Source organism: Actinomadura sp. NPDC048021 (assembly GCF_040653135.1).
Classification (GTDB): Bacteria; Actinomycetota; Actinomycetes; order Streptosporangiales; family Streptosporangiaceae; genus Spirillospora; species Spirillospora verrucosospora.
Genome location: NZ_JBEZJQ010000028.1, coordinates 111,887 through 126,092, shown reverse-complemented (window position 1 = coordinate 126,092; position 14,206 = coordinate 111,887). Strand labels below are relative to the sequence as shown.

General features: G+C 73.7%; 13 protein-coding genes. 3 read left to right on the top strand and 10 right to left on the bottom strand.

Going from position 1 to position 14,206, the window contains the following annotated elements; genetic code table 11:
* Positions 1 to 54 precede the first annotated feature (54 nt).
* The 9 genes from AB0C87_RS35005 to infC form a co-directional block, all read right to left on the bottom strand.
* On the bottom strand, positions 55 to 1,671 hold the full coding sequence (locus AB0C87_RS35005; protein ID WP_360581363.1) for an ABC-F family ATP-binding cassette domain-containing protein: 1,617 nt from the start codon (positions 1,669 to 1,671) through the stop codon (positions 55 to 57).
* A gap of 321 nt (positions 1,672 to 1,992) precedes the next feature.
* Positions 1,993 to 4,473: a phenylalanine--tRNA ligase subunit beta gene (pheT, locus tag AB0C87_RS35000; protein WP_360581362.1), complete on the bottom strand. Its 2,481-nt coding sequence runs from the start codon at positions 4,471 to 4,473 to the stop codon at positions 1,993 to 1,995.
* Positions 4,473 to 5,582, bottom strand: a complete 1,110-nt coding sequence (gene pheS, locus AB0C87_RS34995) for a phenylalanine--tRNA ligase subunit alpha (protein WP_345179009.1) — start codon at positions 5,580 to 5,582, stop codon at positions 4,473 to 4,475. The genes pheT and pheS overlap by 1 nt, the downstream gene beginning before the upstream one ends.
* 132 nt (positions 5,583 to 5,714) lie before the next feature.
* Positions 5,715 to 6,803 (bottom strand): ATP-binding protein, encoded by a 1,089-nt coding sequence (locus AB0C87_RS34990; RefSeq protein ID WP_345179010.1) that lies wholly within the window; start codon positions 6,801 to 6,803, stop codon positions 5,715 to 5,717.
* Positions 6,804 to 6,992: 189 nt separating this feature from the next.
* Complete coding sequence (locus AB0C87_RS34985; RefSeq protein WP_345179011.1) at positions 6,993 to 7,508, bottom strand: STAS domain-containing protein; 516 nt, start codon at positions 7,506 to 7,508, stop codon at positions 6,993 to 6,995.
* A 272-nt stretch (positions 7,509 to 7,780) separates the two neighbouring features.
* A complete protein-coding gene (locus AB0C87_RS34980; RefSeq protein ID WP_345179014.1) occupies positions 7,781 to 8,620 on the bottom strand; it encodes an RNA methyltransferase in 840 nt (279 codons plus the stop codon).
* Positions 8,621 to 8,654: 34 nt separating this feature from the next.
* Entirely contained in the window at positions 8,655 to 9,032 is a 378-nt protein-coding gene (gene rplT, locus AB0C87_RS34975; protein ID WP_173393368.1) for a 50S ribosomal protein L20, read from the bottom strand.
* A gap of 69 nt (positions 9,033 to 9,101) precedes the next feature.
* On the bottom strand, positions 9,102 to 9,296 hold the full coding sequence (rpmI, locus tag AB0C87_RS34970; protein WP_067468638.1) for a 50S ribosomal protein L35: 195 nt from the start codon (positions 9,294 to 9,296) through the stop codon (positions 9,102 to 9,104).
* Positions 9,297 to 9,478: 182 nt separating this feature from the next.
* Complete coding sequence (infC, locus tag AB0C87_RS34965; protein WP_258943360.1) at positions 9,479 to 10,009, bottom strand: translation initiation factor IF-3; 531 nt, start codon at positions 10,007 to 10,009, stop codon at positions 9,479 to 9,481.
* A gap of 534 nt (positions 10,010 to 10,543) precedes the next feature.
* Here infC and AB0C87_RS34960 point away from each other — a divergent pair.
* Together AB0C87_RS34960 and AB0C87_RS34955 are read left to right on the top strand one after the other, a co-directional pair.
* Complete coding sequence (locus AB0C87_RS34960; RefSeq protein WP_353834774.1) at positions 10,544 to 11,035, top strand: NUDIX domain-containing protein; 492 nt, start codon at positions 10,544 to 10,546, stop codon at positions 11,033 to 11,035.
* Between the two features lie 7 nt (positions 11,036 to 11,042).
* Positions 11,043 to 11,984: a PfkB family carbohydrate kinase gene (locus tag AB0C87_RS34955; RefSeq protein ID WP_353834775.1), complete on the top strand. Its 942-nt coding sequence runs from the start codon at positions 11,043 to 11,045 to the stop codon at positions 11,982 to 11,984.
* Here AB0C87_RS34955 and AB0C87_RS34950 read toward each other — a convergent pair.
* Positions 11,960 to 12,661 (bottom strand): hypothetical protein, encoded by a 702-nt coding sequence (locus AB0C87_RS34950; RefSeq protein ID WP_353834776.1) that lies wholly within the window; start codon positions 12,659 to 12,661, stop codon positions 11,960 to 11,962. The two genes, AB0C87_RS34955 and AB0C87_RS34950, sit on opposite strands and share 25 nt — an antisense overlap.
* A gap of 152 nt (positions 12,662 to 12,813) precedes the next feature.
* On the opposite strand from AB0C87_RS34950, the gene AB0C87_RS34945 reads away from it, so the two are divergent.
* Positions 12,814 to 14,202 (top strand): prenyltransferase/squalene oxidase repeat-containing protein, encoded by a 1,389-nt coding sequence (locus AB0C87_RS34945; RefSeq protein WP_345179025.1) that lies wholly within the window; start codon positions 12,814 to 12,816, stop codon positions 14,200 to 14,202.
* Positions 14,203 to 14,206: the final 4 nt, after the last annotated feature.

Sequence of the window (14,206 nt, the reverse complement as noted above, 5' to 3'; positions counted from 1 at the left end):
CCCGTGCGGAGACGTCTCCGCACGGGGCCGCCGCGCCGGCGCCGCTCGTCCGCGCTACATCGGTTCGGCCTCGGTGAGGCCGCACGACCGGTCCATGCGCAGCCAGCGGGTGATGCCGAGGGTGCGCAGGAACGGCACGTCGTGGCTGACCACGATCAGCGCCCCCTCGTAGGCGGCGAGCGCCTGCCCGAGCTGCGCGGCGCTGGCCATGTCGAGGTTGTTCGTCGGCTCGTCCAGCAGGAGCAGCTGCGGGGCCGGCTCGGCGAGCAGCAGCGACGCCAGCACGGCGCGGAACCGCTCGCCGCCCGACAGGGTCCCGGCCGGCTGGTCGGCCCGCGCTCCGCGGAACAGGAACCGCGCCAGGCCCGCCCGGATCCGCGCGGGCGGAGCCGACGGCGCCTGCGCCCGGACGTTCTCGGCGACGCTGAGGTCATCGTCGAGGACGTCCAGCCGCTGCGGCAGGTACCGGACGCCGTCCACACCGATCTTCACGGCCGTGCCCTCGGGGACCCGGTCGCCCACGAGCGCCCGCAGGAACGTGGTCTTACCCGAGCCGTTGGGCCCGACCAGGGCGATCCGTTCCGGTCCCCGGACGATCAGCTCGCCCAGCGTGCCGGGTTCCGGGTCGGGGGCGGCGAGCCCCGTCACGGTCAGCACCGTCCGCCCCGCCGGGACGCGGGTGGCGGGCAGTTCGACGCGGATCTCGGCGTCCTCGCGGACGGCCCCCTCGGCCTCGGTGAGCCGCGTGCGGGCGTCGGCGAGCCTCTCCTCGTGCATGATGCGGTGCTTGCCGGCCGAGACCTGGGCCTGCCGCTTGCGCTCGCCCATAATGATCTTCGGCTCGCGCTTGTTCTCCTGCATCTTGTTGCCGTAGCGCTTGCGGCGGGCCAGCTTGACCTGGGCCTCCTCCAGCTCCCGCTTCTGCCTCCGCAGGTCGGTCTCGGCGGCCCTGACGGTCCGCTCCGCGGCCTCCCGCTCCACCGCGAGCAGGTCCTCGTACGCCGACAGGTTGCCGCCGAAGGACCGGACGGCGCCCTCGCGCAGGTCGGCGATCTCGTCGACCCGGTCGAGCAGCTCACGGTCGTGGCTGACGACGACGAGCACGCCCGTCCAGGACGCCACCGCCTCGTACAGGCGGTGCCGCGCGTCCAAGTCCAGGTTGTTGGTCGGCTCGTCGAGCAGCAGGACGTCCGGCCGGGCCAGGAAACGCGCGGCCAGCCCGACCATCACGGCCTCGCCGCCCGACAGCGTCGGGACCGTGCGGTCCAGCCCGAGGTGCCCGAGGCCGAGCCGGTCGAGCTCGGCGGCGGCGCGCTCCTCGACGTCCCAGTCGTCCCCGACGGCGGCGAAGTTCTCCTCGGTGGCCTCGCCGCGCTCGATGGCGTGCAGGGCCGCGCGGGTCGCGGTGATGCCGAGCAGGTCCGACACCGTGGCGGCGTCGTCGAGGACGAGGTTCTGCGGCAGGTAGCCGACCTCCCCGTCGACGCTGACGGTGCCCGAGCCCGCGCGCAGCTCGCCGGCGATGATCTTCAGCAGGGTCGACTTCCCGGACCCGTTGACGCCGATCAGTCCGGTCCTGCCGGCGCCGAACGCGACGTCCAGCCCGTCCAGCACGACCGTGCCGTCCTCCCACGCGAACGACAGATCCGAGCACACGATGGCAAATGACATTGGGCCGCCTCCATGGTGGTGAGAAAGATGCGTGACGCATGGAGACACCGCGGAGCGCGCGACGCGCCGGCGGGCATGAGAAAGCCCGGCGGGTAAGAGTCCGCACTGAGGTCACGTGCGCGGGCCGGAGAACGGCCACTGCGCGGTGTCGGACCTCAGATCCTCAATGGACTCCCCTACCGGGCGGCGATGTGACGCGGTCGAGAATACCCGACGACCTATCGCAACACAAGTAGCGTTAGGAATCGGCCCGTCCACCGTGGCCGGGACGCGCGCGTGCCCCGGACCCCTCGCGGGGATCCGGGGCACGCCCGCATACCGTCAGGCGCCGCGCAGGACGGCTCCGGTCCGCTCGGACGCGGCGGCCACGGCGGAGTCGCGGGCCTGCGACGCCTCCTCGGCCGTGAGCGTCCGGTCCGGGGCGCGGAACCGCAGCGAGTACGCCAGCGACTTGCGTCCCTCGCCCACCTGCTCGCCCGTGTAGACGTCGAACAGCCGGATCGCCTCCAGGAGCCCGCCCGCGCCTTCGCGCAGGGCCGCCTCGACCTCCGCGGCCGGGACGCCGGAGTCCACGACCAGCGCGACGTCCTGCATCGCGACCGGGTACGACGACACGTGCGGCGCGCGGACGCTCACCGGCTCGCCCAGGCGGCGCAGCTCCAGCTCCATCGCGCACGACCGCGCGGGCAGCCCGTACGCCTTCGTGACGCGCGGGTGCAGCTCGCCGGCGTGCCCGACCAGGGTGTCGCCCACGTACAGCGCGGCGCAGCGGCCCGGATGCCAGGGCGCGTGCTGGTCGGCCTTCACCGTCAGCTCGACGCCGACCTCGCGGGCCACCGTGCGGGCGGCCTCGACCGCGTCGGCCCACAGCGCCGGACGGCCCTCGCCCCACCAGCCCGACGGCTCGCGGTCGCCCGCCAGCACGGCCGCGACCCGGTACGGCTGGTCCGGCAGCGCGGCCTCCAGCGCGGCGACCTCCTCGGCCGTCGGGCCGCGGTCCACGGCGAGCCGCGGCGCCCGCTCCGGTGCGTCCGGGCGCGGCCGGAACACCATGCCGACCTCGAACAGCGCGACGTCGCCGAAGCCGCGTCCCACGTTGAGCGCGAGCGCCTTGAGCAGGCCCGGCAGCAGCGTGGTGCGCAGCAGCGGCTCCTCCTCCGACATCGGGTTCGCGAGCCGCAGCGTCCGCCGCCGCGCGTCGTCCTCGGGGAGCTGGAGGCCGTCCAGGTCCTTGTCGGCGACGAACGGGAAGGCGAGCGCCTCCACGTACCCGGCGCCGGCGAGCGCGCGGCCGACCCGGCGGCGCAGCCGCTGCTCGGCGGTCAGGCCCTTGCCCGCCGCCGGACGCGGCGCCCGTGCCGGGATGTTCTCGTACCCCTCCAGGCGGAGGACCTCCTCGGCGAGGTCGTTGGGCGCGGTGAGGTCGGGGCGCCAGGACGGCGGCGTCACCGTCAGCACGTCGTCGCCGGTCACCGTGCAGCCGACCTGCTCCAGGCGCCGGACGACCGTGTCCCTGCCGTAGACCACGCCCGCGACCCGGTCGGGATGCCCCGCGGGCATCGTCACCACGGCCCGCTCGACCGGCGCCTCGGCGTGCGTGACGCCGGGCACGATCTTCGCGCCGCCCAGCTCGGCGAGCATCCGCACCGCCCGGTACGAGGCGTACAGCGGCAGCTCGCGGTCGACGCCGCGCTCGAACCGGTGGGACGCCTCGCTGTGCAGCCGGTGCCGGCGGCTCATCCGCGCGGTCCCCATGGCGTCGAAGTGCGCGGCCTCGACGACCATGTCGCTCGACCGCTCGTCGATCTCGGTGGCGAGCCCGCCCATCGTGCCGGCCATCGAGATCGGTCCCGACGCGTCGGTGATGAGGATGTCGTCGGGGTCGAGGGTCCGCTTGACGTGGTCCAGCGTCTCCAGCCGCTCGCCGGGCTCGGCGCGCCGCACGACGATCGGGCCGGTCAGCTTGTTCCGGTCGAACGCGTGCAGCGGCTGCCCGAGCTCCAGCATCAGGTAGTTGGTGATGTCGACCGCCAGCGACACCGGCCGCATCCCCGCGCGGTGCAGGCGCACCTGCATCCACATCGGGGTCCGCGCGTCCGGGTCGAAGCCGCTCACCTCGCGCAGGACGAACCGGTCGCACACCGCCGGGTCGCCGATGCTCGCCGGGTAGCTCGGGCCCTCGTCCCCTTCCGGCAGCGCCACGTCCGCCGGGTCCCTGAACGGGACGCCGTAGGCGATGGCGGCCTCGCGGGCGATGCCGCGGATGGACAGGGCGTAGCCGCGGTCGGGCGTCACGGCGATGTCGAGGACGTCGTCGCGCAGCCCGAGCATCTCGATCGCGTCCGCGCCGACGGGGGCGTCCGGCGGCAGGACGAGGATGCCGCCGTGGTCGTCGCCGATCCCGAGCTCGGTCACCGAGCAGATCATGCCCGCCGACATCCGGCCGTAGGTCTTGCGGGCGCCGATCTCGAACCCGCCGGGCAGCACGCCGCCCGGAAGGACGACCACGACGCGGTCGCCGACCGCGAAGTTGCTGGCGCCGCAGACGATGCTCTGCGGCTCCCCCGTGCCGTTGGCGTCGCCGACGTTCACCTGGCAGTGGCGGATCGGCTTCTTGAAGCCGGTCAGCTCCTCGATCTCCAGGACCTCGCCGACCACCAGGGGGCCGGCGATGTCGGCGCCGGCCGACTCGACCGTCTCGACCTCCAGGCCCGCGGCGATCAGCTCGGCGGCCAGCGCGCGGCCCGTGACGTCGGCCGGGAGCTCGACGTACTCGCGCAGCCAGGAAAGCGGGGCCCGCATCAGATCTCCGTCCCGAACGGGAGGGTGAACCGGACGTCGCCCTCCACCATGTCGTACATGTCTTCCACACCGTGCCGGAACATCAGCGTCCGCTCGACGCCCAGCCCGAACGCCCAGCCGCTGTAGCGGTCGGGGTCGACCCCGCAGGCCACCAGCACCCGCGGGTTGACCATGCCGCAGCCGCCGAGCTCGATCCAGCCCTCCGAACCGCAGGTGCGGCACGGGTCGCCGCCCGGCTCCGCGGACGCGCCCCGGCACACGAAGCACTGCATGTCCACCTCGGCGGACGGCTCGGTGAACGGGAAGTACGACGGCCTGAACCGCGTCCTCAGCCCCTCGCCGAACATGCCGGAGACGAACGCGTCGATGCCGCCCCGCAGGTCGGCCATCGTCAGCCCCTCGTCGACCGCCAGGCCCTCCAGCTGGTGGAACACCGGGCTGTGCGTGGCGTCCAGCTCGTCGGTGCGGAACGTGCGGCCGGGCGCCACCACGTACACCGGCAGCGGCCGCGACAGCAGCGACCGGATCTGCATCGGCGAGGTGTGGGTGCGCATCACCAGCCCGGAGTCCTCCGACTCGACGAAGAAGGTGTCCTGCATGGTGCGGGCAGGGTGGTCGGGCAGGAAGTTCAGGGCGTCGAAGTTGAACCACTCCGCCTCGACCTCGGGCCCCTCGGAGACCTCGAAGCCCATCGAGACGAAGACGTCGGCCATCCGCTCCTGCAACGTGGTCAGCGGGTGGCGGGCTCCGCGCGGCGCGCGGTCCCACGGGAGGGTGACGTCGACGGTCTCCTCGACGAGGACGCGGCGGTCGCGCTCGTCCTCCAGCTCCGCCTGGCGCTCCTTGAGCGCTTTCGCCACCGCGCCCCGGGCCGCGCCGATGCGCTTTCCGGCCTCGGCGCGGGCCGCGGGCGGCAGCGCGCCGATCTCGCGGTTGGCCAGGGCCAGCGGCGAACGGTCGCCGGCGTGCGCCAGCCGGACCTGCTTCAGGGCGTCGAGGTCGGCGGCCGCGGCGATCGCAGCGAGCGCCTCGGCGCGGGCCCGCTCCAGCTCCTCGGGCTGCAGCGCGGACACCTCGACGGGGTCATAGGAATTGTTGGGTGCAGACATGTGGTGTGATCGACTCCGGTCGGCGTGGGACGCCCGCAGTCTAGTGCGCGGGCGGAGAACATCCGGAAAGCGTGCGCGTGACGCGCTGGCCCGACCAGGGGCCCGTTGCCGTGCCGCCGCGTGGACCGCGGTTCAGCCGGCGTAGTCGGGGGCCCCTGCGGGCACGGTAAATCGGAACTCGGCGCCGCCGCCGGGCGCCCGCCGCACAGTGATCACACCGCCGTGCGCCTCGACCAGCCCCTTGACGATGTAGAGCCCGAGCCCGGTACCGCCGCGGCGGCTGCCGCCGGGGCCGCGCCAGAACTGCCGGAAGACGCGCTGGACGGCCTCGGGCGGAATGCCCTCGCCCTCGTCGCGCACCGACACGGCCGCCCCCTCCTTATGCGCGTCCGGCTCCACCACAATGGTGACAGTACCCGCTCCGTGGCGCACCGCGTTTTCGACGAGGTTGCCGAGGATCTGATCCACCTTGTCGGGATCGAGCCACATCTCGGGCAGCTCGCCGCGCGTCTCGAAGCGGAAGCGGTCCTCCGGCTCCCCGGCCGCGACGCGGCCCGCGATGACCTTGCGGACCTCCTCGGGCAGGTCGACGACCTGGCGGCGCATCTCCAACCGGCCCGACTCGATGCGGGACACGTCCAGCAGCTCGGTGATCAGCCGGGTGACCCGGTCGGCGTCGGCGTTGACGGTCTCCAGCATCACCCGCTTCTGGTCGTCGTTGAAGCGGTGCCACTTGGCCAGCAGCGTCGCGGTGAACCCCTTGACGCTGGTGAGCGGTGAGCGCAGCTCGTGGGCGACGGTGGAGACGAGGTCGGCGCGGTCGCGCTCCTGCCGGGCGCGGTGCAGGGCGTCGCGCAGGCACACGGTGAACCGTTCCACGCGGCGTTCGGCGTCGCGCCGGTACGCCGCGGTCACCAGCACCTCGGTACCGCCGGGAAGGAACAGCACCCGCTCGGGATGGCGGGTCCGCGTGGACAGGCCGTCGTAGGGGGCCAGGCACTTCCACCAGTCACGGCCCTCGGCGTCGTGCAGCGGCAGGACGTCGCGGAAGTCGCGGCCCACGGCCGACCCCACGGGGATCCCCGTGATCCGCGCGGCGGCGGCGTTGAACACGATCACGCGGGCGTCCCGGCCGGCGACCATCAGCCCGTCGGGCAGGTCGTCCGGGCGGCCCTCCTCGGGGCCCGGCCCGGACCCCGCCTCGGGTCCGCGCGCGGCCACGAGAGGGGACTCCTCTCCGCCCACAGCGGCCTCCAGAACACCGATGGGGAACGCGGCCTGTCGAAAAGAGACTCTAGCCGGAGTCGGGCCCCTAACGGGACCCGGAAACCGCCTCGCGGCAAGGCATGTGTAGCCTCCGTGCAGGGTGTCGCCGTCTTCCGCGGAGGGCCGGAACAGCGGTTCGCGCCCTTATCCGGACCTCGTGGGCGAGTCCTGGGCGGACAGCGCGGCCTCGACATCGCGGTGGATCGCGAACAGCCGGTGCAGGCCAGTGATCATCAGTAGCCGCAGCTGGGCGGGCCGCACCCCGGCGAGCGCGATCTCGCCGCCGTCGGCGGAGATCTGGTTGTGCGCGGCGACCAGCGCCCCGAGCCCGGCCGCGTCGCAGAACGGAACGGCGGTGAAGTCGGCCACCAGACGGCGCGGCCCCGCGCCGGGCAGCCGCCCGTGCATCTCGACGAGCCGGTCGCGCAGCGGCCCGGCGGTGCGCAGGTCGATCTCCCCGGCCACCGCGACGACGGCCGTGCGGGCCCCGACCCTGGTGGTCTCGATGCGCAGCCCGTCGCCGGCGTGCGCGCAGGAGACGTCGGGGGCGGCCCCCGAAAAGGCGTCCGGGACGGCGGAGGCCCGGACCGCACCGGCCCGGCACCGCACCTCCGGGGGGCGTCGGCCCGCCCTTCCGGCCCGCCTGCTCTCCTCGGTCATCACGCTCGCCCCCACTCTGTGCGGCCTCGTCGCCGCCCTGGTCAACCCACTGATCAACACGTTAGGCGCGGTACCGCGACGGCGTGATCCCCCGCCGGTCGCGGTTCCCGCTCCTACCCGCGGACGAGCCCCGCGCGGCGGCAGGCCCCCCTGCCCCGCGTCCACGTGGGGACCATCTTCCCAGCTCACCCGTCACGGGGCGGCGCCAATGGCGACCGCATGCGGCCATTCGATCACGGAATGCAGTGAAAACACCGGGACCGCGCCGCGCCTCACGTACCGCTCGGGCGCTCTCCCTGGGAGCCGCGCTGCGCCCGGGCCGACGCATAGAGGCATACGGCGGCGGCCGTCGCCAGGTTCAGGCTCTCGGCCCGCCCGTAGATGGGCACGCGGACGACCTCGTCCACATGCCGCAGGATCTCCTCGGGCAGCCCCCACGCCTCGTTCCCGAACACCCAGGCGGTGGGGCGCGCGAGCACGCCCTCGTCGATCGCCTCGTCGAGGGTGCGGTCGCCCGCGCCGTCGGCGGCGAGGACGGTCAGCCCCGCGCCCTTCAGCTCCGGGATCAGCGCGTCGAACCGGGGGCCGACGACGACCGGCAGGTGGAACAGGCTGCCCGCGGAGGCGCGGACGCACTTGCCGTTGTAAGGGTCGACGGACGCGTCGGTGAACACGACCGTCTCCGAGCCCGCCGCGTCGGCGGTGCGCAGGACGGTTCCCGCGTTGCCTGGGTCGCGGACGTGCGCCAGCACGGTCACCAGCCGTGGACCGTTCTCCAGCGCCCGGTCCAGCGGGACGTCGACGAACTCGCAGACCGCCAGCAGCCCCTGCGGGGTGACGGTCTGGGCCAGTTCGGCCATGATCTCGCCGCTGACGCGCAGCACCGGCGCGCCGGCGCGCTCGGCGGCGAGCACCAGCTCCGGGTGGCGAGCCTCCGCCTCGGCCGTGGTGAACAGCTCGGCGAGGCCGCCGGGGATCTGCAGCGCCTCCCGCACCGCCTGCGGCCCCTCGGCGAGGAACCGGTTCTCGCGGCGCCGGAAGGCGCGCTTGGCGAGCCGACGAGCGGCCTTCACCCGTGGTGATCGGAGAGAGGTCAGCTCGCGGCCCGCCATGTCGCTGTGATCGCCCGTGTGCCGGTCACCCGGCTCAGGCCGCCTCCGAACCCTCGGCCGGCAGCGCGTCCTTGGCGATCTTCACCAGGGCGGCGAAAGCCGGGGCGTCGTTGACGGCGAGCTCGGCGAGCATGCGCCGGTCGACCTCGACCTCGGCGGCCTTGAGGCCCTGGATGAACCGGTTGTAGGTGATGCCGTTGGCGCGGGCCGCGGCGTTGATCCGCTGGATCCACAGCCGGCGGAACTGGCCCTTGCGGTCCTTGCGGTCCCGGAAGGCGTAGGTCATCGAGTGGAGCTGCTGCTCCTTGGCCTTGCGGTACAGGCGCGAACGCTGCCCGCGGTAGCCGCTCGACCGCTCCAGGACGACCCGACGCTTCTTGGCGGCGTTGACCGCCCGCTTCACGCGTGCCACGTGCTGACTCCTTCGTGGGGGCCGGGGCCGTGCTGGCCTCGGCCGGTCGGCGATGTTCCTGGTCGAGTGCTACTTGCGCAGCAGCTTCTTGATGTTCTTGGCGTCGGCGTCGGCCACCACGGCGGGGCCGGACAGCCGGCGCGTCCGCTTGGTCGGCTTGTGCTCGAGCAGGTGGTTCTTGTTGGCGCGGCGGCGCATCACCTTGCCGGAGCCGGTCAGCTTGAAGCGCTTCTTGGCACCGCTGTGGGTCTTGGTCTTCGGCATGGTCGCCGTCGTCTCCCTCTTTCCGGCCTCCGTGCCCACCGGCACGGAGGCGCGCCTGATCGGCGCACCGCACGGCGATCCGTGGACGCGCCAGGTCAGGCTTCAATGTACGTACGCCGCGAACTTCGCTCAGCCGCGAGATCGCGATGGGGACCGCCGCGAGGCCGGTCCCGGAACGGCCGTCAGACGGTCGTCTCCGACTCCTGCCCGCGGGCCGTCTTCTTCTTGTGCGGACCGAGCACCATGATCATGTTTCGGCCGTCCTGCTTGGGCCGCGACTCGACGAAGCCGAGCTCCTCGACATCGTCGGCGAGCCGCTGCAGCAGCCGGAAACCGAGCTCGGGACGGGACTGCTCACGACCACGGAACATGATCGTGACCTTCACCTTGTCCCCGGCCTTCAGGAACCGCACCACGTGACCCTTCTTGGTCTCGTAGTCGTGCGGGTCGATCTTCGGGCGGAGCTTGATCTCCTTGATGACCGTGTGCGCCTGGTTCTTCCGCGCCTCACGCGCCTTCATCGCGGACTCGTACTTGAACTTGCCGTAGTCCATGAGCTTCGCGACGGGCGGACGCGCGGTGGGCGCCACCTCGACGAGGTCGAGGTCCGACTCACGCGCGAGTTCAAGGGCCTTGGCGATGGGCACGATGCCCACCTGTTCGCCGTTCGGGCCGACGAGCCGGACCTCGGGCACGCGAATGCGGTCGTTGATACGCGGTTCGGCGCTGATGGGACCTCCTAGGGGCCGTTCTCAGGTTCATTGGACCGGTCGTACCCCGAGGCTTCCACGAGAAAAGCCCCGCACGACTCACGCACGGGGCCACCTTCGGTCTCCCGGGACGGACATGCCGCCCGGGAACGACGACGGGACGGGCTGAACGCCCGTTCGCCGGACCGAGACCCACCGGCCTTTCAGCCGGTCAGGTGGGAGGTGGCCTCCGCTTGAGCGCCCGGCACGCGCCACCGTATGGTCGCGCGCACAAGGCCGGTCGACCACCAAGAATACCACCCGGTGGGACCGGGTGCGTCATGCCGGACGATCATTCGCCGCATACCGGACGAGAGCCCGGATGAGGGTACGCCGTCCAATACAACAGGTCGCGACGCGGTGTGATTCCCGGTGCCCTCGTGCCCCCGGAGGAGTGAGATTGTTCTGGCCGGGCGGGCGTCTCGGCGGGCGGGCCGCCGATTGTTACGGTGGAGCCGAGACGGCCCGGTGGGGCCGGCACCAGGGAGGACTCCCGCGATGCCCTCGGTCGACGCCGGCGCAGCCGGCCCGCTCACCGCCGCGCCGCCGGCCCGGCTCCAGTTCGCACAGAAGGCCTTCATCGTCTCGGGCGGGCGGCTGCTGCTCGTCCGCAAGGCCGCCTCCGACCCGTTCCACCCCGGCTGCTGGGAGGTGCCCGGCGGGCGGCTGGAGGAGGAGGCCGACCTCGATCTCGACGACCACATCCGCCGCGAGGTCTGGGAGGAGGTCGGGCTGAAGATCGACCCGGGACCGCCGTTCCATCTGTGGCAGTGGTTCATGCCCGACCGCGAGAATCCCGGCGGGCAGATCCGGGTGGTCGCGGCGGCGCGCCGCTGCCGGCCCGTGACCCTGGACGCGACCCTGGAGAACCAGGACGTCAGCGACCACCTGGACCGGTGCGCCTGGGTGCCGCTCCGCGAGCTCGGCGGGTACGACCTCATTCCCAGCCTGCGCCCGGTGATGCGGGCCTTCCTGGTCCCCGTCGGCTGACCGGGTGATGGCGCCGTTCCGATCGCCCCTCGAATGGCCGGGCCTCGACGGCGCCGCCGAGCGCCGCTTCTCGCTCTTCGTCATCGGGGACGCGGGGGTCGAGGTGCGCGCGAGCCTGCCGGGCGTCCGCTTCGCCGAACTCGACGCCGACCGGCTCTGCTACGCGCCCGCCCGGGTGCTGACCGCGGGGACGGCGGTCAACCTCGCCCGCTGCGCGGTGGGCTACTTCCGCCGGGTCGGCGTGCTGGCCAAGGTCGGCGACGACGACTACACGGAGGCGATCCGCCGCGAACTGCACCGGATCGGCGCGGCCCACCGCCTGGTCGTCGAGCCCGGCGTCCCGAACGGCGTGTCGGTCATGCTGCGCGCCGGCGCCGCGGACGGCGGCGGGCCCGGCGTCCGGCTGCTGGTCGTCCAGGACGAGCCGCCCGCCCGGCGGCTCTCCGCGGCGGACGTGCGCGCGGCGGCGGCCGGGATCGAGGACGCCGACGTGCTCGCCGTCGACGGATACTCGCTGCTGGCCCCCGGCTCCCGGGAGGCGCTCCACGAGGCGGTGCGCACGGCCCGCGCGGCGGGCACGCGGGTGGCGTTCGACGTCGTCCCCCACGACATCGACGCGCGGCTCCCGGCGTCCTGCGTGCTGCCGGTCCTGCGCCGGGCGGATCTCGTCGTCTCCGAGGCGCACACCCTCGCGCGCCTGCTCGGGCACCCGCCGCCCGCAGGCGGCCGGGAACCCCGGGATCTGCTGCCGGTCCTCGACCGCGCCGTTCCCGGCGCTCCCCTGTGGCTGCTGCGGTTCGGCCCGACCTCCCTCGAAGGGGTGCTCGTCCACCAGCGGGGACGGCCGCCGGTGGCGTACTCCACCGGCTACGACCCTGGGGCGGCGCGGGCGGGGTACGGGGACCGGCTGACCTCGTGCGAGCTCTACTGGTGGCTGTCGGGAGGCTGACCCGTGCTCGGCGAAGAGGCCGCCGCCGCCCGCATCGCCCGCAGCGTGCGCAGGAAACGCCGCCTGCTGGCGGGCAGCCCGAAGCTCTCCTGCCAGCGCCAGGTCCGGCCCGGGCCGGCCGCCGCCACGGCCCAGCGCAGGAACTGGCTCCGCACACCGTCGCCCGAGTGGACGGTCGCGACGCCGTCCTCCTCGATCAGCAGGTAGGAGCGGCCGGCGCGGTAGCAGTCCCGGAGGGCCGCGTGGTCCGCCGGAACGCCGGGGCGCCCCTCCCGCTCCACGATCGCCCGCACGCCCGTCGTGCCGGGGACGAAATGCCAGTGCGCGTGGTCGATGCACGCGCCGCCGCCCTGGGAGCTCGCCGGTCCGTGCTCGAACAGCAGCAGCCCACCGGACCCGTACGCCTCCAGGTAGAGGCGGGCCACGCGGTCGCGCCACCGCAGGGCGCCCTCCCACATCGGCCGGGAGAAGTCCCCGGCGCACTGGTGGTGCTCGCGCGTCACCAGCAGGAGGTGGCCCTCGGCGAGCGGCGCGACGTCCGGGATGAGGAAGAAGTCGCGGTCGCCGGCGATGACGCCCGACTCGCCGGGCAGGCCGACCATGCCGTTGAAGCGGAATCTCAGCGGGGGGCACAGGACGCAGTCGTCGGTCTCGTCCCGGAGGGTCTGTTCGGCCAAGCCACCTCCAGCTTCGCGGAACGCGGGAGCGGTCTGCCTCCAGCGTGCCCGGCGCAGCATCCCGGTGCTCGCTGCGGCGGCGGATACAGACGCGGAACCCGCGAGGTACAAACCCTGGCCCGCCGGGAACAACAAGAGCAGAAGGCCAGAACGTGAACCAGACACCTCCGCTCCCGTCCCCGGCGCCCCCCGCGCCCCGCGCAGTCCGCTCCGCCGCCCGGCGGCGACGCGCGGACGTCCCGGTCATCGACATGGCCGTCCTCGACACCCGGCTGAACGAGTCGCTGGACGTCCTGCGCGACACCTACGCCCCCGCGCTCGGCGCCGGCGGGGGCTGGTACCACGAGCTCGCACGGCCGGAGCCCGGCACCACCGCCACCGCCCTCGGGCTGATGGCGTTCGCCGAGGCGGGGCGGGCGTTCGAGCACTTCGACGACGGCCTGGAACTCCTCGCCGCCCGGCAGACCCGCTCCGACGACCCGCTGCGCGACGGCGGCTGGGCCACCAAGACCAGCCTCGGCATGCCGGTGGTCGAGGCCACCGGCTGGATCGCGCGCTTCCTCGCCCGCGCCCGCTGCGGCCTGCGCGAGGACGCCCCCGACCTGGACCGCGCCTACCGGTGGCTGCTGTACAACCAGAACCCCGACGGCGGCTGGGGCTCGCTGCACGGCTGCCCGTCCCGGGTGTGGCTGACGTGCCTGGCGCTGCGGGCGCTCAGCCAGCTCAACCCCTACGACCCCGCCGTCGACCGCGGCGTGGAGTGGCTGACGGCCGACCGGACCGCGCACCGCCCCGCCTGGGGCCCGACGCAGGCGTCCCGGCCCACCGTCACGCACACCGCGTTCGCGCTGGTGACGCTGGCCGAGGCGCGCCCCGACCTGAGGACCGAGCGGCTGCTGGACGCCTACGACTGGCTGCTGAAGCACCTCGACCCCGACGACGACCACACGTGGATCGAGACCTACGGCGTCTCGCCGCCCACCGCGGCGGAACGCGGCACCGGACCGGAGCCGGTCTGGCGGCTCGCGCTGTGGCACTACGGCCTGCCGATCGCGCTCACCGCGCTGCTGCGGGACCCGCGCGGACCGCACGGGCCGACGGTCGCCCGCGCGTTCCGGACGCTGGTGCGCGGGGAGGTCGCCGACCCGCGCTGGAACGGCTACCCGGGCAGCGGCCGCACGTCGCTGTGGACGCTGTGGTGGAGGCTGGAGACGCTGGTCGCGCTCTCCCGGACCCCCCTCTCCCGGAACGCCGACATCCTGCACTGGCTGCCGGACGCGATGGTCGTGCAGCGCGCCCACGCCCGGGAACGCCCGCTGGCCCATCTGCTCCCGCACCGCCGCCTCGTCGACCCGGTCGGGCTGGCCCAGCGGCACTGGGCGGCGTTCCTGCTGAGCCTGGTGTGCGCAGGCAGCGCGCTCGGCGTCGCCGCGGGCGTGTGGGGCTGGAAGGACTTCTGGCTCAGCGTCATCCTGCCGATCGTCCTCACCAGCATCGACGAATCGGTCAAGCGGCGCCGCGCCCAGCGCGCCCCGCCCTGAGGCG

What these genes read in the sequence shown, in the direction of transcription:
- AB0C87_RS35005 (WP_360581363.1), bottom strand. Translation starts at nt 1,671, where the DNA reads ATGTCATTTGCCATCGTGTGCTCGGATCTGTCGTTCGCGTGGGAGGAC.
- pheT (WP_360581362.1), bottom strand. Translation starts at nt 4,473, where the DNA reads ATGCGGGCCCCGCTTTCCTGGCTGCGCGAGTACGTCGAGCTCCCGGCC.
- pheS (WP_345179009.1), bottom strand. Translation starts at nt 5,582, where the DNA reads ATGTCTGCACCCAACAATTCCTATGACCCCGTCGAGGTGTCCGCGCTG.
- AB0C87_RS34985 (WP_345179011.1), bottom strand. Translation starts at nt 7,508, where the DNA reads ATGACCGAGGAGAGCAGGCGGGCCGGAAGGGCGGGCCGACGCCCCCCG.
- AB0C87_RS34980 (WP_345179014.1), bottom strand. Translation starts at nt 8,620, where the DNA reads ATGGCGGGCCGCGAGCTGACCTCTCTCCGATCACCACGGGTGAAGGCC.
- rpmI (WP_067468638.1), bottom strand. Translation starts at nt 9,296, where the DNA reads ATGCCGAAGACCAAGACCCACAGCGGTGCCAAGAAGCGCTTCAAGCTG.
- AB0C87_RS34960 (WP_353834774.1), top strand. Translation starts at nt 10,544, where the DNA reads ATGCCCTCGGTCGACGCCGGCGCAGCCGGCCCGCTCACCGCCGCGCCG.
- AB0C87_RS34955 (WP_353834775.1), top strand. Translation starts at nt 11,043, where the DNA reads ATGGCGCCGTTCCGATCGCCCCTCGAATGGCCGGGCCTCGACGGCGCC.